The organism is Endozoicomonas sp. ALB091, assembly GCF_049310265.1.
Lineage (GTDB): Bacteria > Pseudomonadota > Gammaproteobacteria > Pseudomonadales > Endozoicomonadaceae > Endozoicomonas.
In genome coordinates this window covers 380,019-398,894 of the sequence record NZ_JBLYNQ010000003.1, presented here as the reverse complement: position 1 = coordinate 398,894, position 18,876 = coordinate 380,019, and the positions used below count along the sequence as shown (strand labels likewise).

The 18,876-nt window shown below is 49.5% G+C and carries 13 protein-coding genes; 10 read left to right on the top strand and 3 right to left on the bottom strand.

Annotated features, from left to right (window positions below; genetic code table 11):
• Window positions 1-58 precede the first annotated feature (58 nt).
• From ACO6UX_RS04755 to tilS, 5 genes are all read left to right on the top strand, one after another.
• Entirely contained in the window at window positions 59-1,156 is a 1,098-nt protein-coding gene (locus tag ACO6UX_RS04755; protein WP_422445335.1) for an ankyrin repeat domain-containing protein, read from the top strand.
• A 217-nt stretch (window positions 1,157-1,373) separates the two neighbouring features.
• Entirely contained in the window at window positions 1,374-4,883 is a 3,510-nt protein-coding gene (dnaE, locus tag ACO6UX_RS04750; RefSeq protein ID WP_422445333.1) for a DNA polymerase III subunit alpha, read from the top strand.
• Window positions 4,884-5,114: 231 nt separating this feature from the next.
• Complete coding sequence (locus tag ACO6UX_RS04745) at window positions 5,115-6,020, top strand: hypothetical protein (RefSeq protein ID WP_422445331.1); 906 nt, start codon at window positions 5,115-5,117, stop codon at window positions 6,018-6,020.
• Window positions 6,021-6,329: 309 nt separating this feature from the next.
• Complete coding sequence (gene accA, locus ACO6UX_RS04740) at window positions 6,330-7,280, top strand: acetyl-CoA carboxylase carboxyl transferase subunit alpha (RefSeq protein WP_422445329.1); 951 nt, start codon at window positions 6,330-6,332, stop codon at window positions 7,278-7,280.
• Window positions 7,277-8,686 carry a tRNA lysidine(34) synthetase TilS gene (gene tilS, locus ACO6UX_RS04735; RefSeq protein ID WP_422445327.1) on the top strand — a complete coding sequence of 470 codons (1,410 nt, stop codon included), beginning with the start codon at window positions 7,277-7,279 and terminating at the stop codon, window positions 8,684-8,686. Before accA ends, tilS begins: the two co-directional genes overlap by 4 nt.
• Before the next feature lie 18 nt (window positions 8,687-8,704).
• On the opposite strand, the gene ACO6UX_RS04730 is transcribed toward tilS, so the two are convergent.
• Window positions 8,705-11,746, bottom strand: a complete 3,042-nt coding sequence (locus ACO6UX_RS04730; protein ID WP_422445325.1) for a hypothetical protein — start codon at window positions 11,744-11,746, stop codon at window positions 8,705-8,707.
• Window positions 11,747-12,021: 275 nt separating this feature from the next.
• On the opposite strand from ACO6UX_RS04730, the gene ACO6UX_RS04725 reads away from it, so the two are divergent.
• The 3 genes from ACO6UX_RS04725 to ACO6UX_RS04715 all read left to right on the top strand — a co-directional run bounded on the left by ACO6UX_RS04725 (window position 12,022) and on the right by ACO6UX_RS04715 (window position 15,456).
• Window positions 12,022-13,653: a CTP synthase gene (locus ACO6UX_RS04725; protein ID WP_422445323.1), complete on the top strand. Its 1,632-nt coding sequence runs from the start codon at window positions 12,022-12,024 to the stop codon at window positions 13,651-13,653.
• 59 nt (window positions 13,654-13,712) lie between these two features.
• Window positions 13,713-14,564, top strand: coding sequence for a 3-deoxy-8-phosphooctulonate synthase (gene kdsA, locus ACO6UX_RS04720; protein WP_422445321.1), 852 nt, complete (start codon window positions 13,713-13,715; stop codon window positions 14,562-14,564).
• Window positions 14,565-14,682: 118 nt separating this feature from the next.
• The gene (locus tag ACO6UX_RS04715) at window positions 14,683-15,456 is read left to right on the top strand and encodes a helix-loop-helix domain-containing protein (protein ID WP_422445319.1); all 774 of its coding nucleotides are present in this window, start codon (window positions 14,683-14,685) and stop codon (window positions 15,454-15,456) included.
• Here the strand turns inward: ACO6UX_RS04715 and ACO6UX_RS04710 are convergent.
• On the bottom strand, window positions 15,453-15,755 hold the full coding sequence (locus ACO6UX_RS04710; RefSeq protein ID WP_422445317.1) for a DUF6506 family protein: 303 nt from the start codon (window positions 15,753-15,755) through the stop codon (window positions 15,453-15,455). The genes ACO6UX_RS04715 and ACO6UX_RS04710 overlap by 4 nt on opposite strands.
• A 162-nt stretch (window positions 15,756-15,917) precedes the next feature.
• On the opposite strand from ACO6UX_RS04710, the gene ACO6UX_RS04705 reads away from it, so the two are divergent.
• Together ACO6UX_RS04705 and ACO6UX_RS04700 are read left to right on the top strand one after the other, a co-directional pair.
• Window positions 15,918-16,388: a hypothetical protein gene (locus ACO6UX_RS04705; RefSeq protein ID WP_422445315.1), complete on the top strand. Its 471-nt coding sequence runs from the start codon at window positions 15,918-15,920 to the stop codon at window positions 16,386-16,388.
• A 308-nt stretch (window positions 16,389-16,696) separates the two neighbouring features.
• The gene (locus tag ACO6UX_RS04700; RefSeq protein ID WP_422445313.1) at window positions 16,697-17,179 is read left to right on the top strand and encodes a hypothetical protein; all 483 of its coding nucleotides are present in this window, start codon (window positions 16,697-16,699) and stop codon (window positions 17,177-17,179) included.
• Window positions 17,180-17,264: 85 nt separating this feature from the next.
• On the opposite strand, the gene ACO6UX_RS04695 is transcribed toward ACO6UX_RS04700, so the two are convergent.
• Window positions 17,265-18,776: a hypothetical protein gene (locus tag ACO6UX_RS04695; protein ID WP_422445311.1), complete on the bottom strand. Its 1,512-nt coding sequence runs from the start codon at window positions 18,774-18,776 to the stop codon at window positions 17,265-17,267.
• Window positions 18,777-18,876 lie beyond the last annotated feature (100 nt).

Sequence of the window (18,876 nt, the reverse complement as noted above, 5' to 3'; positions counted from 1 at the left end):
CTTGTTCAATGTCTGATCCAACTCCTGAAATAACATTGACCAGACCAAGGGGGGAGTTATGGAGTCAATTAGCGGGCATTCCGGATTCTTCTACCAGCGATTTGATGGATCTGATTCTGCCATTTCTGAAGTAAACTGTGACAATCCCTACAATGAGCCCACACCGTTGGCGGCTTGCAGGGTCGGCGATCTCAATGTCCTGAAAAGGGAACTGCAAAAGGACCCCGCTGTCGTTTGCAAAGATTACCGCTGCGCAAAAACCGAAGATATGGTTTCCTTGCTGTTTGTTGCAGTTACTGAAAGGCACGTTGATCTGGTCCAGCTGCTGATCAGCAAAAATGCTGATGTTAACTATGTCACTCAAGTTGGTTGGACGCCGCTCAGTTATGCTGCGAAGGAAGGACATATTGAAGTGGTCCGGTTGCTGCTCAATAATGGGGCTGATATTAACCTGGCCTCCTTGGACGGATCCACGCCGATCAGTTATGCAGCGGAAGAAGGGCATGTTGAGGTGGTTCGGCTGCTGATCAACAAAAGGGCTGATGTTAACCTGGCTACTTCAGACGGATTCACGCCGCTCAGTTTTGCAGCGGAAGAAGGGCATGTTGAGGTGGTTCGGCTGCTGATCAACAAAAGGGCTGATGTTAACCTGGCTACTTCAGACGGATTCACGCCGCTCAGTTTTGCAGCGGATAAAGGGTATGTTGAGGTGGTTCAACTGCTGCTCGACCACGAGGCCAAGGTCAATTTGGCGACGAACAAGGGCACTACGCCGCTCTCTTTTGCTGCACAAAAAGGGCATGTTGAGGTGGCCCGGCAACTGATTGAAAAGGGTGCTGATGTTGATCAGGCTACTATAAAAAAGGCCACGCCACTCTATTTTGCTGCCAAGCTGGGTAACAATAAGATGGTTGAACTGTTATTAGCCAATGGTGCAGATCCAAACAAAAAAGCGGAAAGATTTCGACTGTGGTTTTTTCCGATCACCAGGTCACCTCGTGCCGCTGCCCGACGTTATCATGGAAATAAAGAAACGGTGGAAATGATAAGGGCAGCCAAAGCCCTGAAAAAAAGAAACATTGTTCGATCCAGTGAATACTCACCACTGCTTGCTGGTCAATTTCCATCTTTTGGTTCCATTCGACAAGATCTATAGCGCCAGAATAATAAGTGCAGATCAACGACAGCACGCTTTAAAGGAACATTGTTGCCTGAAGGGGCAGGCCTTTGGGTGGCCAGCTGGTCACGCCGGATGCGGCGGTTGAGGACTATGAACGCGGTAGTTGGTTGCAATAAAGCAATATTTTTTATTGGTGTATTTATCAGAGGATTCATTATCATTACCGGATTGCCATTCAGGACCTCCTTCTCCCATGACAGCACAATTTATCCACTTACGGGTGCATACCGAGTTTTCCCTCAGCGACGGGCTGGTGCGAATAAAACCGTTGATCAGCGCGATTTCCGGCTCTGGCATACCGGCGGTGGCGGTGACCGACCAGTCCAATCTCTGTGCGCTGGTGAAGTTTTATTCGGGGGCCATGGGCGCAGGCATAAAGCCCATTTGTGGCGCTGACCTCTGGGTGGAAAATCCGGCGGACAAGTATGCACCGTCCCGTCTGGTGTTGCTGTGTATAGATGAGCAGGGTTATCACAATCTGACCGAGCTGATCTCCCGGGCGTTTATGGAAAATCAGCACCATGAAAAAGCACTGGTTAAACGGGAGTGGATCATGGCTCAGTCAGAGGGCCTGATTGCGCTTTCCGGTGCCAGGGAAGGTGAGATTGGCCGGGCACTGTTATCGGGCAAAAAGTCGCTGGCGGGTGAGTTATTGCAGGAGTGGATGGGGGCGTTTCCTGATCGCTTCTACCTGGAACTGCACCGTACCAACCGGGCTGGGGATGAAGAGTGCGTTCATGGTTCCGTGACTCTGGCGGCAGAATTCAACTGTCCGGTGGTGGCCACCAATGATGTGATGTTTATGACCCGGGATGATTTCGAAGCCCATGAGTCCAGGGTCTGCATCGGCGAAAGTGTGGTTCTGGATGATCCCCGCCGGGAACATCGCTACAGTGAAGAGCAGTACCTGAAGTCTGAACAGGAGATGGCTGAACTCTTTGCGGATATTCCTGAAGCACTGGCCAACTCCGTTGCCATTGCCCAGCGCTGTTCTATTAATGTCAAACTGGGTGAGTACTTTCTGCCGGAATATCCCGTGCCAGAAGGTAAAACCATGGATCAGTTTTTCCGTGAATTTTCCCATGATGGCCTGACGGAGCGACTGGGATTTCTATTTGATACTTCGGCACCGGACTTTCCGGAAACCGAAAAAATCTACCGGGACCGACTGGACTTTGAGCTGAACACCATTTTGCAGATGGGATTCCCGGGGTACTTCCTGATCGTTATGGACTTTATCCAGTGGTCTAAAAATAATGATATTCCTGTTGGCCCCGGACGAGGTTCCGGTGCCGGATCACTGGTGGCCTATGCCCAGAAAATCACCGATCTGGACCCGATCAAATACGACCTGCTGTTTGAGCGATTCCTGAACCCTGAGCGGGTGTCGATGCCCGACTTTGACGTTGACTTCTGTATGGAAGGCCGGGACCGGGTGATTGATTATGTGGCCCGGACCTATGGACGCGATGCGGTTTCCCAGATCATCACCTTCGGTACCATGGCAGCCAAGGCGGTGGTGCGGGATGTGGCCCGGGTTCAGGGTAAGTCCTACGGTCTGGCGGATCGCCTGTCGAAAATGATCCCCTTTGAAATCGGCATGACGCTCGGTAAGGCCTATGAACAGGAAGAAACCATTCGGGAGTTTCTGGAGTCCGATGAAGAGGCGGCGGAAATCTGGGAGATGGCGCTCAAGCTGGAAGGGGTCACGCGCAATGTCGGTAAGCACGCCGGTGGTGTGGTGATTGCCCCCACCAAGTTGACGGACTTTGCACCGCTTTACTGTGATGAGCACGGTAAAGGGGTGGTCACCCAGTATGACAAGAATGATGTGGAATACGCAGGTCTGGTGAAGTTCGACTTCCTGGGCCTACGCACGCTGACCATTATTGACTGGGCCCTGAAACTGATTAACCCCCGCCGGGCGCAGCGGGGTGAAGAGCCTCTGGCCATTGAAGCCATCGACCTTGAAGACAAAAGCTCTTACGACATGCTGAAGCGAGCGGAAACCACCGCCGTCTTCCAGCTGGAATCCCGTGGGATGAAAGATCTGATCAAACGTCTCCAGCCCGACTGCTTTGAAGATATTATCGCTTTGGTGGCCCTGTTCCGTCCGGGTCCGCTGCAGTCCGGAATGGTGGACAACTTTATTAACCGTAAGCATGGCCGGGAGGAACTTTCGTTCCCTGATGCCCAGTATCAGCACGAGTGGCTTCAGCCTATTTTGCAGCCCACTTACGGTATTATCCTGTATCAGGAACAGGTGATGCAGATTGCCCAGGTGCTGGCCGGTTACACCCTGGGCGGTGCGGATATGCTGCGTCGGGCCATGGGTAAGAAAAAGCCGGAGGAGATGGCCAAGCAGCGGGCGGTGTTTGAAGAGGGTGCTATCAGCCAGGGCGTTGATGGTGAGCTGGCCATGAAGATCTTCGATCTGGTGGAAAAGTTTGCGGGCTATGGCTTTAACAAATCCCACTCGGCGGCCTACGCCCTGGTTTCCTACCAGACGCTGTGGTTGAAGGCTCACTATCCATCGGAGTTTATGGCGGCGGTCATGAGCTCCGATATGCAGAATACCGATAAGGTGGTGACCTTTATCGAAGAGTGTCGGGATATGGGCCTGACCGTGCTGCCGCCCAGCGTGAACAGTGGCGAATATATGTTCGGTGTAAACGACGATGGGCATATTATCTATGGGCTGGGGGCCATCAAGGGGGTGGGCGAAGGCCCGATTGAGGCGATTGTCCGGGCTCGTAAAGAGGGTGGTCCATTCAAGGATCTGTTTGACTTCTGTGAGCGGGTGGATGCCAAAAGCATCAACAAGCGGGTGCTGGAGGCGTTGATCAAATCCGGGGCGCTGGACCTGCTTGGGCCGGTTCCACAAAAGCCGCAACAGTTGAATTTTAACCGGGCCGTGCTGGAAGCGAGCCAGCTGGAAGCGATCAAAGCGGCGGACCAGGCGGCCAAAAGCCTGGATTCCGGTCACATGGATATGTTTGGTGCCCTGGTGCCCGCCGGAGAAGAGGCTGTTTACGACACTTATTTGAAAACCAGCGAATGGACGGACAAGGCTCGTTTGGGTGGCGAGAAGGATACCCTGGGGCTCTATCTGACCGGTCACCCCATTGATGAATACGAAAGTGAAATCCGGCACTTTATCCGCAACCGTATTAAAGACCTTCAGCCTGCCCGGGGCGATAGCCAGAATATCGCCGGGCTGGTGGTGGATATGCGGATCATGAAAAACAAGAAAGGGGACAAAATGGCGTTTGTTACCCTGGATGACCGCACCGGCCGGATTGAGGTGTCGGTGTTTGCCGATGTGTTTGGTGAGTATCAACACCTCCTCCATAAAGACGCGGTGCTGGTGGTGGAAGGGGAAGTCACCTTTGATGATTACTCCGGTAGCCTGAAAGTCCGCTCGAAGAAAGTGATGAAAGTGGTGGATGCCCGCAGCCATTACGCCCGTCGTCTGGTTCTTGAGGTTTCCCATGAACAGATTGATGGTCATTTTGAACGAAAATTGTCGTCCATGCTGGGCGGGCAGCCGGGTCGGCTGCCGGTCAGGATTGATTACCATCGGGACGATGCCCGTGCCAGCCTGATGCTGGGTGAGCAATGGCTGGTCAACCCCAGTGATGAATTGGTGCTGGAACTCCGGCAGTGGCTTGGCAAAAATGCGGCTAACGTTGAGTATGCCTGAGCAAGTGCTTGGGAATTGGGGTATGAAACGGAAGCTGTGGGTTTTGTGCAGTTTCCCTTTTTCGATGGAATAGTAAAATCAACTTTCCTAGAACTTTCATTGGCGTATGAGGTCTGACTTTTCGATCAGGTAAACTCACCGGTTTTCCTGGTTGCAGACTGCACCGGGCTTAAGGGCTGCCTGAATGCAAATGGTCATGTACTTGGTGAAATTTTTATGAGAGGAATTTTTATGACTCCTGTTAAAGCTCGCTCACCGATGTTGCCGAAAGAAGCCAACCAAGAGGCTACAAAAACAGCCGATCAGGGAAAGTTTAACGATCGCTCCACTACCGTTGTTAGCAGGGCTCCCGCCTCGATAACACAGGATCCTGGTTCCACTTCTGGTGGCAATACGGCTGAATCTCAAACAAGGACAATTGCAATAAGACTGGCAGAGACTGAGGCTCTGCCAGCCAAAAATGATCAGCTATGCCCCGATACCATCAAAGCGAAGACAGTCCCGGCTGATCTGATATTTCGGAAAATGGAAAAACCAATAATCGAGAACCCTGAATCAACGCCTGTCCCACCGGTAGCCTACTTCCGGCGTGCAGATGGGACATTGGGCGAGGTGGATTTCACGGAACTCGGAAATACCCTGAAAGAGGTTACCGGTGCGTTTGTTTTCAAAAAATATCATGCCGGTGAATATCATCTGAATTGGGGAAGAAGTTTTTCCGGGTTGTATGACCCTTATTCAATCCATGCGGGTCAACTTGATAATGGCAGTTTTTTCCTTCATGCATTGAAGCCTGAGCTTTGTGATCGGCTATTTACACTGGATACCGCTCGCCAGCAAATCCGTTACCTGGGGGATGATGATTTCACACCCGGCCCCGGGGAGCATGATGACCATTTCTCCCTCTATTGCGGAACCACCTATGGTGAGGCAATGGCAGCTTTTGAGCTGGCTTGCAAGGGCACCGACATAGCCAATTGCATCAGGCCACTGCTGGGATGGTCTGACGCTGTTGGCGCAAAGATGGGGCATCAACCGAAAGTCCTGGGTTTTCAGGCAGAAGCCATGGAAATGCCACAGGTAGTCCCAGACCCATACTGGGAGAAGATGGCGGAGTGTGATATGTCTTTATTCTGATGCGACTGGGCTAACTGCAGCCCTGCCTGTCCCGTTGCCCGTTGTAACTTCCGGGCATTGCGGGCCGGCTGGCTACCGGGGGGGCGCAAAATGTACCCACGGTGGAGGTTCCTCCTTTATTGTCCACTACAGGCAGTGGTTCCAGCTTTTCAAAAGGGGACATCCTATTCTCGTATTGCTTTTCTGCAGACTTCCAGGTCGACCAGCTGTTGAACTGTTTACAGGTAATTACGCTTTTTAACTCGACTTTACGGCGGTGTTTACGTATTTTGATCCTTATTTACTCTCCGGCCATGATAAGTGGACTTCATGAACCCGAATTACCTGGACTTTGAACAGCCAATTGCTGAACTGGAAGCCAAGATAGAAGAGCTTCGGCTGGTCAGCAGCGATGCAGAGCTGAATATTACTGAAGAGATTGCCACACTGCAGGATAAGTGCCGCAGTCTGACGGATGCCATTTTCAGCAACCTTTCTTCCTGGCAGGTGGCCCAGCTGGCCCGGCACCCCAGAAGGCCCTACACGCTGGACTATATTCGCCATCTTTTCACCGAGTTTGATGAACTCCATGGCGATCGCCATTTTGCCGATGACCCCTCCATTGTGGGGGGCATGGCCCGACTGGATGGTCGACCGGTGATGGTGATTGGTCATCAGAAGGGGCGTGAGATCGAAGAGAAAGTTCGCCGGAATTTCGGGATGCCCAAACCGGAAGGTTACCGCAAAGCCTGTCGCCTGATGGAAATGGCGGAACGTTTCAAGATGCCCATCCTGACCTTTATTGATACGCCGGGCGCATACCCCGGTATTGGTGCAGAGGAACGTGGGCAGAGTGAGGCGATTGCCTACAACCTGGCGGTGATGTCCCGCTTGAAAGTGCCTGTGATTTCCACGGTGATCGGTGAAGGGGGTTCCGGTGGTGCATTGGCCATTGGGGTTTGTGATCATCTGGTGATGATGGGGTATTCAACTTACTCTGTTATTTCTCCTGAGGGTTGTGCCTCCATTCTCTGGAAAAAAGCCGAGTACGCATCTACTGCTGCAGAAGCCATGGGGGTAACTGCCGGGCGTTTACAGGAGCTGGGTCTGGTGGATACCCTGGTGGCAGAGCCATTGGGTGGTGCACACCGGGATCCTGAAGCAGCGGCTGCCAGTTTGAAAGCCACGCTGGTGGATCAGCTGAACATGCTTTCGGCACTGGACAGCGATACCCTGCTGGAAAATCGTTACCAGAAAATCAGGGACTTTGGGGCGCTTTGATTGCGAAAACGATGGCAAAAACCAGCGCAGAGATCACTTCCTGTCACCCGCTAAGCCCTGAGTGGGTGCTTGATCAACTATCTTCAAGCCTGCAGCTACCGGTATCTGAATGCCCTGTCACGGTGGCATTCAGTGGCGGTGTTGACTCCACCGTTTTACTCCATTTGCTGGCCTGCCTGCGTGATCGGGGAGATATTGCTGATGTGGCTGCTGTTCATGTTCATCATGGTTTGAGCCGTTACGCTGATCAGTGGGCTGAGCACTGTCAGTCGGTATGTGAACAGTGGCAGATACCGCTGACCATCGCCAGAGTTTCTCTGGAAAATGACGGCTATGGTCTGGAGCAGGCGGCCAGGGACGCTCGATACCAGGTATTTATCAATGCCGTGGAAGAGGGTGGCTGTCTGTTGCAGGGGCATCATCGGGATGATCAGGCAGAGACGGTTCTGCTCAGGTTATTCCGCGGGACCGGGGTTGATGGTGTTCAGGGGATTCCGGAACAAAGGTCCCTGGGCAATGGGCTGTTGTTACGGCCCTTACTGAATGTGGCCCGAGCATCCATTGAAGCTTACGCCCGGACAAATAACCTCCGATTTATTGAAGATGACAGTAATACGGATGAACGCTTCTCCCGCAACTTTCTCCGTCAGCGACTGATTCCCATGGTGGAAGAGCGCTGGCCGGGTGCGTCGGAACGATTGGTCGAATTTGTGCGGGATGTGGGGCAGATGAATCAAACCGTGCAGCAGCAAACTGTCGAACAGTTGGCCCTGTGTATTGATTATCGCCCGCAATGGCTGCTTGACCGGCAACCGCTGATGAATCTGGCAACGCTGCAATCCCTTGATGCCGGTTCCCAGCGTCGAGTGGTTCGCCAATGGTTGAAACAGCAGGGCATACAACTGCCCTCCAGAGACACCCTTGAACAGATCTTTGATGAAGTGGTTGAAGCTCGAATCGACGCCGAGCCGCTGCTGACAGTGGCACCTCGCTTTACCCTGACTCGCTACCAGCAAATGCTGGTGCTGCTGGATGAAGACGTGAATTTGCAGGCATTTGAGCCCATGGTATGGGACTGGCAGAAAGAGCCAATCGTGGTGTTGGGAGACCGGTCGCTGATCTGCAGTGCTAAACAGGAGCACAGTGGTAACGCCATCCGACTGCCACAAAAACCATTACTGTTAAAACGCCGTTGTCATATATCAGGGGATGAAAAGTTTGCCATTACCGGGCGGCAAGGTCGAAAAACACTGAAAAAATGGCTGCAGGACTATAAAGTGCCACCCTGGCTGAGAGAATATCTGCCATTGGTGTTTGATGGTGACCAAATGGTGGCTGCTCCCGGTCTCTGGGTGTGTGATGGCTATTATGCCAACGAGAGTGATGGTTTAGCTCTCCATTGGTAACAGCCATCCGTCTTTGTTTTACGGGTTATTGTCGTTTGAGTTACCGTTCTCTAATGCCTCCAATGCCCGCAAACGTTCTCCCTGATCTCTAAAGTAGTGACTATTTTCAGCAACCCGGGACACCGTATCGTATGGATGTTGTAATTCGTTAAAATTAAACACAGGGTTCGGGTCATTGTGACCATTTTGATGGATTGGAAAAACGTCAGAATCCTGATATTGACGCCATAATTCCCATCGGTGAATCTTGGCAAAACGCTGTTTCTTTGCCTGGTAATTTTCCAGCCAGTGTGCCGAGTCAATATCCTCTTTTTGCTTGAAACTATCGATCATTTTGTGGGTCACTTTGACGAGTTGGCGATAGCGAACGTGGTACCATTTCTCCTTGAGCATTCGGGCAGCCAAAGCGCGAAATTCGATGAGTATCTCTTGTATCAGCTCTTTGCTTCCGGGCTCAGGGTAGCTGGCATCGACGACTTGTTGTAAGCAGGTTAAGCGCTTCTTCAATGCGCTCTTATCGATGCTGGCTGTCCACTTTAATCGACGGAACGCTTTATGTTCATCCACAAGATCTGAGAGTAGGGCTTTTTTCAAGGCTTCACGGTCTTCTGTGATGTTGTTTTGAACCAGCTGAATTTTTTTCTGCAGGGGCAGACTTTTTAGTAAGCCGTAGACGTTACTTGGGTGAAGGACGTAATCAGAGCGATCGCTTTCGTCAGGTTGTTTGGATAGATTGGTAATCATGTGTTTCGTCGGCGAAAGAACAGAGGTCAGTGTTCCAATCTGATGTTTTTTTAATCCGTACGTTCCGATAATGGGTAGGCTATTTCTTGGTAGCGGTAGATCTTCGTAGTTATAAACGACGGTAAATCTTTTTTCAGGCCACTTATTTCGCAATTTTTTTGCCTGTTTTTTTGCTGCTTTTATCAGTCTGTCCTCGGATGATCTCATAGTGCGGATGTAGTTCTCTACTAACGTTTTCCTCGCGCGTCCGCTGAGGTTTGCAGCAAGGTCTTTTTCTGGATAAAACAGCTCTTCCCTGACTTCTTCTGGCCCCACGATGTAGCTTCTGACGCCGCTGTTGGCAGATCGGAATAAATCGCAGGGCGGAAGGGATTTTACACAGGTATCGTCATTGTTCAGAAAAACAATGGTTTTGTCTTTAAAGTGATCAACTAACGTGACGCCGGTATCTGCATGTACCCCGGTCGCGGGCAACGGTGCAGTGTCGGTTTCGACAGCTGGATGCCCTTCGGTTTCCCTGGATTGCAGCTCATGGAACAGGCTTATCCCATTGTTGAGCGAGCTGTTCCAGGTGGCAAAAGTCAGTCCAAGTCGCTCGGCCAGGGCTTCCCATTGATTCCATTCTGGCAAAGAAGTGTTGGCGTTGGTAACTAACAGAAAATCTGCATCAGGATTGTACTGGTAACCCTCGGCAAGCTGAACTTGAAACACTCTTCGTTGTACCACTTCCACCAATTGGGGATCTGTCGGGCAATCTAAACGTCCCAGTTCGAGTTCTGCGAATAGTGTGACTTTTGTGTAAAGGTGCTGTGCAGGATTGCTGAAGGTGATCGAACCTGAAAGTCTGTCCTGACCATGGGGAGGAAGTTCATTGATCGATTTCGTGAGCCCCTGGTTACCGCTGAACGGTACACCATCTCTACTGTAAAAAGTTACGTCGGCGCTTCTCGTCTGGCCATTATTGGTATCTGCGGTGTCTGCGGTATCTGCGGTATCTGCGGTATCTGCTGTAAAGTGCAAGTTGAGCAACCGCTGTTGGCTGCCCTGCAAACCAAGGGCTTTCGGAGAAATATTGTTCACTTTTACCGACAGCAGTGCTTCTTCATCGCGGCTGATTGATTTGCTCCCTTCTATCGTATCGATATCCGCTGGATATCTTACGGGAAACCTTATTTGCTCTGTGGCTACTTTTGAGAACTGTCGCTCAACCCGTCCAACAGTGGCGCTAAAGTTGGCGACACCCGTTTCATGCAGCGGCTCACCTGTGGGTATTGTTTGAGGTCTATTAATGGTAAATTCCAGGCGATTCTGTGGGTGAACTTCCTGGCCAGGCGGTATAGCGCAAGGGAGGTTGAAAACAGAGCGGGGGTTGAAGCTGACCCATTTATTATTCACCATGCTCATTCTGATGGGTTGTTTATTGGGTGTTGGCATGTCACCGGTATTAGTGACTGACAAATCAACAGAGACCTCTTTGCCGGGTTCGAAAAAACCATTGCCGCCAGGCTTTTTTGCCAGCAGTGTGGAGTCTGTAACGGACAGGTCATAAGGCCCGGTATACCGGTTGTTGCCCACAGCAATATGAAAACTGCCAGAGTTTCCGCAACGTCCATCAGGGGCGTTACGCCCGACTCGTCCCCGGAGGCCGCAGGGGCCATCAAATCCTCCCGGATTAAAACGGAGTGTTATGCGGCTTTGGGTCTGCCCGCTTGAGTCGGTGTAGATCTCAGTATCGGGATACCAGCATGATTCCCCACCTTTCCCTCCGTCTCCTCCCAGGCCACCGTCTCCGCCTTTTCCACCCCGGCCTTGTGTGCCACCCCGAACGTCAGGAATGTTGGTGAGCATGAGCAAATCGGTTTGCGAAGGTGCTACTGTGAGGGTAACTTTACCGCCATTGCCTCCATCGCCACCCCGTGCGCCATTGCCACCATTGCCCCCGGTGCCGCCTTGACCTCCGTTTTCACCCCACAGAAATCTGTTGGCATTTCTCCCCTTTTTCCCGGTTAGCCCTTTGCCCCCATCACCGCCGTTGCCCCCATGGCCGGCATCACCGCCACGGGCTTCAAGAAAGATTGATGTTTTTCTATCGAACAGGCTTAACTGAAGTGATGTCCCGTTCCCATTAATCAAAACACCGGCATTATTGGTTGACAATGCGACATTCAGTTCGCGAGCGTTTTGGCCGTGTTCTCCCTGAGCGCCGTCCTGCCCGCGATAACCGCCGAATTTACCGTTTGCACCGCAGGCTCCATTTTTGCCGACGGCTCCGTTGGTAACGTACCTTAAAGTGTTCCCGGAATGTAAAGGAGACATAAATAGATCCCAGCGTAATTGTGAGTGTGATAGTCAGCTTATTGTTATGGTCTGACCATGAACTGCCGGTTTTTTATCCCCGGCGCAAATAAAAATGAGTGTTAGTCGATCTGATATCAGAGTGAGTGACCGCCTCGGTGATTGGCACGAATCATTTTTTAAGGGGTGTATTGATGCAATAACGGTTTTACGTTCACTGCCGGTTTTGGTATCCTGATATCCCATCTTGAGACTCTCTTTTCACCCCGCTTTTATTATATTCACAGCAGGTAAGCATGACGCGTTATATTTTCGTCACCGGCGGTGTTGTTTCTTCGTTAGGCAAAGGCATCGCATCGGCATCTCTCGCCGCCATTCTTGAGGCACGTGGTCTCAAGGTGACGATGCTCAAGTTGGACCCTTACATCAACGTCGATCCGGGTACCATGAGCCCTTTTCAGCATGGCGAGGTTTTCGTTACCGAAGATGGTGCCGAGACTGACCTGGACCTGGGGCATTACGAGCGTTTTATCCGCACCACCATGAAGCAGGGTAACAACTTTACCTCTGGCCGGATTTACCAGGATGTTCTGCGTAAAGAGCGTCGTGGTGACTATCTCGGTGGTACGGTACAGGTTATTCCGCACATCACCGACGAGATCAAGCGCCGGGTGGTTAATGGTGCGGGCGATGCGGATATCGCCCTGGTGGAAGTGGGTGGGACTGTGGGTGATATCGAATCCCAGCCATTCCTGGAAGCCATTCGTCAGTTGAAGGTAGAGCTCGGATTTCAACGTGCCATGCTGATGCACCTGACCCTGGTGCCTTACATCAAAACCGCCGGTGAGACCAAGACCAAACCAACCCAGCACTCTGTTAAAGAGCTGCGTTCGATTGGCCTTCAGCCAGATATCCTGGTGTGTCGCAGCGAACAGTACATTGATGCCTCGGCCCGCCGCAAGATTGCCCTGTTTACCAACGTTGAAGAGCGTGCGGTTATCTCCCTGGAAGATGCGGACAGCATTTACAAAATTCCTCGGATGCTCCACGAGCAGAGTCTGGATCAGATCATTGTGGATCGCTTCAACCTGGGCTGCCAGCCAGCGGACCTCTCTGAGTGGGACGATGTGGTGGATCGTGAGTTTAACTACTCCGAAGAGATCACCATCGCCATGGTGGGCAAATACATGGAACTGCTGGATGCCTATAAGTCGCTGATTGAGGCGATCAAGCATGCCGGTCTGAAAACCCGTACCAAGGTCAATATTCGTTACATTGACTCTGAAACCACTGAACAGGATGGTCTATCTGCCCTGGAAGGGGTATCTGCCATTCTGGTGCCCGGTGGCTTTGGTCACCGTGGTGTGGAAGGCAAGATTCAGACCGTGCGCTATGCCCGTGAGAACAAGATTCCTTTCCTGGGTATCTGCCTTGGCATGCAGGTGGCGGTCATTGAGTACGCCCGCCATGTTGCCGGTCTGGCAGGGGCGAACAGTACGGAATTTGATCGTCAGGCGGCCCATCCGGTGGTGGGTCTTATTACTGAGTGGATCGACGCTGACGGTATGGTTGAAAAGCGTCACGAAGGGTCTGATCTGGGCGGCACCATGCGTCTGGGTGCCCAGAACTGTAACCTGGTTGCCGGTACACTCTCCCGTGAAGCCTATGGCCAGGATGTTATTACCGAGCGCCACCGTCACCGTTATGAAGTGAATAACCATTACGTTGAGGCACTGGAAGAGGCGGGTCTGGTCATTGCCGGTCGCTCAGAAGACAACAGTCTGGTAGAGATCGTTGAGGTTGCCGACCATCCATGGTTTGTCGCCTGTCAATTCCACCCGGAATTTACCTCAACACCCCGGGATGGCCATGGTCTGTTTTCTGCCTTTATTCATGCAGCGCAGGCTTTTAAGCACGCTTCTCACTGAAGCCAATTGTTGATACCTGCTTTTGCAGGTTTTTTTCTGGAACGCCTGAAGGAACGTTTGTGAAAAGCAAAATTGTTGATGTCAATGGCATTCAGGTCGCTAATGACCTGCCGTTTGTCCTGTTTGCCGGGATGAACGTGCTGGAATCAAGAGACCTGGTCATGAAAGTGGCGGAAGAGTATGTACGGGTTACCGAAAAGCTCGGTATTCCCTATATCTTCAAGGCTTCCTTTGATAAGGCTAACCGTTCTTCAATCGCCTCCTACCGTGGTCCGGGCATTGATGAGGGGTTAAAGATTTTTCAGGAGCTGAAAGCGACCTTTGGTTTCCCGGTGATTACTGATGTCCATGAACCTCATCAGTGCCAGTCTGTGGCGGAAGTGGTGGATGTGATTCAGTTGCCGGCGTTTCTGGCCCGCCAGACTGACCTGGTAGAAGCCATGGCCAAAACCGGTGCTGTCATTAACATCAAGAAGCCGCAGTTTCTCAGCCCCGGCCAGATGGGGAATATTACCGATAAATTCCGTGAAGCGGGCAATGACCGTTTGATCCTCTGTGAGCGTGGTGTGAACTTTGGCTATGACAACCTGGTGGTTGATATGCTTGGCTTTCATACCATGAAGCAGGTGAGCGGCGGTGCACCGGTTATCTTCGATGTGACTCATTCGCTGCAGTGCCGTGATCCAATGGGGGCCGCCTCCGGTGGCCGCCGCCACCAGGTGACTGAACTGGCCCGTGCCGGTATGGCGGTTGGCCTGGCAGGACTGTTCCTGGAGGCTCATCCTGATCCTGATAATGCCCGCTGTGATGGCCCTTCAGCACTGCGCCTGTCCATGCTTGAGTCCTTCCTGACTCAGATGAAAGCTCTGGATGAGCTGATTAAATCATTTGAAGCACTGGATACTCTCTAAGTTCAGCTGTTTAACTCAGAACCTCCTGCTTTTGTTCAGAAGCGGGAGGTTTTTTTATGAACTAATGTTTTTGAAATTGGTCATATAGTTATAAATAAAATAAATCTGGAGCACATTTATGAACGGGACGGGTAATTTCAATATATTTCCAGGCGATTTTTCTCAACTTCAATATGGCCCCTTGAGATATCTCTTTGATGAGGAGGATCCCGGTTATCAAGAGTCTGCAGGTCCTGATCCTTTATTCAACGGGCGCGCACTTCAGAAAGTAGAAGATAAACCTGTATTACATCCTGAGAGCCAATCAGCACAGTTCAGTTCACTTACTGATAGTCAATTATCCAGTTTCAAAATCGGTACTGTTAATGCAGACCCTGCAAGGCATTGCCCTCAGAAATTTAATGAGAGTGCAGTTTCTCTTGCACCAAATCCTGAAAATACGGACAAATCTCAAAACGGGCCATTGAACGGCTGTCTGGCGGGTACTGATAAGATGCCCCGGGAACAGGCAGCGATAAAGCCACTTCCTGCTATGGAAAGCAGAACCGAAAATATCAGTCAAATCAACCAGCCGCCAGTTGATGATACGGAATCATTATCCAAGAATAGAAGACTGGCACACCAGACAGGAGTCAGTGAGAAACGACTCGAGCATAATGCCCGAGAACGGAAACGTACGGCAATAATGAGGGTTGCAATGGATGATTTAAAAGAACGGCTCTGTGGAACTTATTTCTCCGAAGGGATTCGTAAGAAGAAATTAAAGAATGTTGATGTGTTGCGTGGAGCCATTGGTTATATCAGAATGCTGAATGATATTCTGGCAAAGGGTTCGTCGGAGCAATCTCATTTCATTCCGCGTAGCGGAGATAAAGGCTTTTCAAATGGCTAAATGCCCATCAGTTCAATCAGGGGCTTTCTACTTTCAGGTCCATAAAATACTGCCCCAACAGGTACCCTGTTTTCGGTTTCTTCCTTTACCAGTGCAATAATTTCAGCGCTGGCTAACCCACCACTAAGTTCAATCATCTGTACACCGTTTTTCTCAACCAGTTCTCTGGCGATATCTGCGGCGGTTTCCCTGTGGTTCATATCAACGGATACACAATAAAAGTGGGCTTTTTCAGTAACATTCTCCTGGATGGATGAGGACTGTAGGCCGGGCATGGCATAGATAAATGCAAACTTCATGTTGACTCCTTTTAATTCTGTGTCAGGCAGGCTGGATTTATTGAAAAGTTAAAAATGAATTCTGGCAGAGGATGAAGGAAGTGCAAGAAAGAATGTCAATAAAAAAAATGAACGAAATACTATCTGATAGTGTCCAAAAAAACGACAATCGAGGATATTAACATGACGCTATGCTGTGCAACTAATAATACTGGACGAGTGCTACCACGTAATATGGATGCAACTACTCTATCACCTGATAATTCAACCCGGCGAAATGGCAAACATCTTTTGCAGACCACGCTCACGCATGCAGCTCGTGCATTAGTTTTTGGATCGTATACTACCCTGGTAAACCAATTCGTTGTTTCAAAACTGAATCAACCTCGCGATGATTTTTTGGCCTATCATTGTTTCAATAATTTGACCCGTGCTGAGAGAATCGAGTACATAGATCTAACTCCGTATGCTCCGGTTCATTTGTCACAGGTGGCCGTTGCCTCAACAGCTTTTTTTCTTGCCACCGGTGGCTTTTGCACATTGTATGAGGGATGCAAATCTATTTATGACCGGGCATGCACCTGTTTTTCAGGGCCTGATGTCGCAACAAATCAACCCGCAGGAGACTATCCAGAAGTCTATGATGAAGTCTAAGTCTCTTCCCCTGTCTGAATTCCTGACCAGATAGCAGCCATAATGCTATACAGGTGTTATGGTTTTCGGATGACTCTGGTCATCTCTTATCCGGGATGACCATTCACCATTCCAGCGCTTTCCCATTCCATTTGCCCGTGGCAGGAAAAAAGCCCGCAGCTAACCTGAAAGGCCAAACCGGGAAAATTTCCACCGACATCAAAATATGAATCATTGATAGTAAAAATAATTAGAAAAAAGTTGATTAGAATTGAACGAAATACCTCCTGATATTGTCTGAGAAATGACAACCAGTAAGGATATTAAGAATGACTTTAACAATTGGTACTGCCGGTATTAACGCTGGATCATCGATGCCTGGCAATCCCGAACTCCAGGCTGCGACTAATCCACCTGATAATTCAACCCAGCGAGAACGCAATGATATTTTTTCATCAACTTTCTTTCACGCCTTATTTTCAATTGGAGTTGGGACGTGTACTACCTATGTAAAAAATCGGGTCGTTTCACCACTGAATGATCCTGGTAAAGTCTTTTTGAGGGAGCATTGTTTTAATAATATGACCCTTTTTGATGAGTACGGAGAACTAACTCCGTTTACCCCGCTCTTTTTGACAGAGATAGCAGTAACGTCGACAGCCTTTTTTGTTGCCAGCGGTGGCTTGTGCAAGGCGTATAACGGATGTAAATCAATCTATGACCGGCTATGCCATACTCCGGCATATGAACGGCTACGCCATATTCCGGCACATGATGCCATCGCAATGCAACCTGAACCTGAAGAAGTCTAGGATTTTTCATTTGTGAGGTGAAGCGGTTCTATTTACGGAACTGCTTCCCAAATCACCATGGCGCAGTCTTTTTTTGGTTTAATCGCTATTTATCAACAGATTTGATCAATTTTTTGGGGGAATCGCTGGGTAGTAAGTATTGTGGAAATTCAGTGGCAGTATCCTTAGGGGGGGCGAAATCAATCCCTTCCTTTTTATGCTTAAGCCTCCTTTGATTTAGCATATTGACTGTTTCAGCTTGTCTTTGGGACAAGGGAACCTTCTCTGGCTTGTCAAAGTGTATTTTCAGATTTTTAGCATCACGCTGACTGGCCTCCATCGCGATTTTTTGTTGTTTGACGTGTTCTAGTGCTGAATCTATATCCGGGTGTTCCAACCGTGGCCCTCTGAGGCTAACTAATTTCTCCTCCTGCTGGCGCATTCTCCTCTTGACCGCTTCAATGACGTCAGTTCCTTCTTTATCAGTGACGGCGCTGATACCCTGATTGCAACAAAAATATTTTACCTGTTCTATGCTTTTCGGATGCATATACGTTGGCATCGTGATTCTTAATGATTCCATTCTCAATTTATTTTCTTTGATTTTATTTTCTTCAATTTTATTTTCTTCAATTTTATTTTCTTCAATTTTATTTTCTTTAATTTTATTTTCTTCAATTTTATTGTCTTTACCGCCTTTATCGTCTTTTATTTTGTTTGTTCCCATGACCTTTGGGCTAAGACGCTTTTTTAATTCCTCCTTGAAAAATTTATAGTGAGGAGCATACTCATTTTTTGTCTCTGTGAGATACGAATCCAGCTGATATTGGGTGACCGGAAGCTTGATGTTGGTTTCTACATTGATATAAAAAAGAGTCAATAACTGTTCCAGACCATTGATCGTTACCTGGGCGATAATAGCACCGGTTCCTGCCTGATAAAACACTTTGTCAACGGTGACTTTACCCGAAATGCCAAGCTGATTGGCAAGTTCACTGCCCTTAATGATGTCAATAGTATGAATATCCAGTTGATCCTCATCGTTAGCAATGTAAATCATACTGTCAGTTTCAAAGCAGTGCCGACTCATGGGAGGGATTATGCTATCAGGGCCATTAACAGGCGTCGTTTCTTCGAAAAATTGATCATCTGCATCGCTATCATCCGCAATAGCCACACATAATGAATCCTTGACATTTAGTGATGCGGACGCCTGATCAGTGGATTTGCCCGGGGAGGCATTCTCATTAAACCAGAATGAAAAGTATCGTCGCGGATCATCTTCATCATCATCGGGAATACGCCAATCTAGTTGGTCAGAATCTTCTGTTGATGGGGGATTCGCTGTCGTGGTTTTATCGGGATGAGTATCCTTTTCAGAAGGGAGAGATACCAGGAGATAATCACCAACTCTACGAACTGATATATTGTATGAAGAGATTTTTTCTGGTTGAGGGCTGCTTTCTTGAGAAGACCAAGCTTGAGAAGACAAAGTTAAGTTTGAAAATAAAGCCTTGGCGACAGTAACCGGGCTTTTCAGAAGACTGGCAAAATTACAGTTATCTTGAAGATAGCCAGTGTATTTTGAACCCACTAAATTTGATACTGTGTTAGACATTGGTTGCTCTATAATAACTTTCGTTTATAAATAAGAATTTTTTAATTTGATTCGGTTTTTCCTGTTTTTACGTCCAGCCCTTTTCACAGGATCTGGTTCT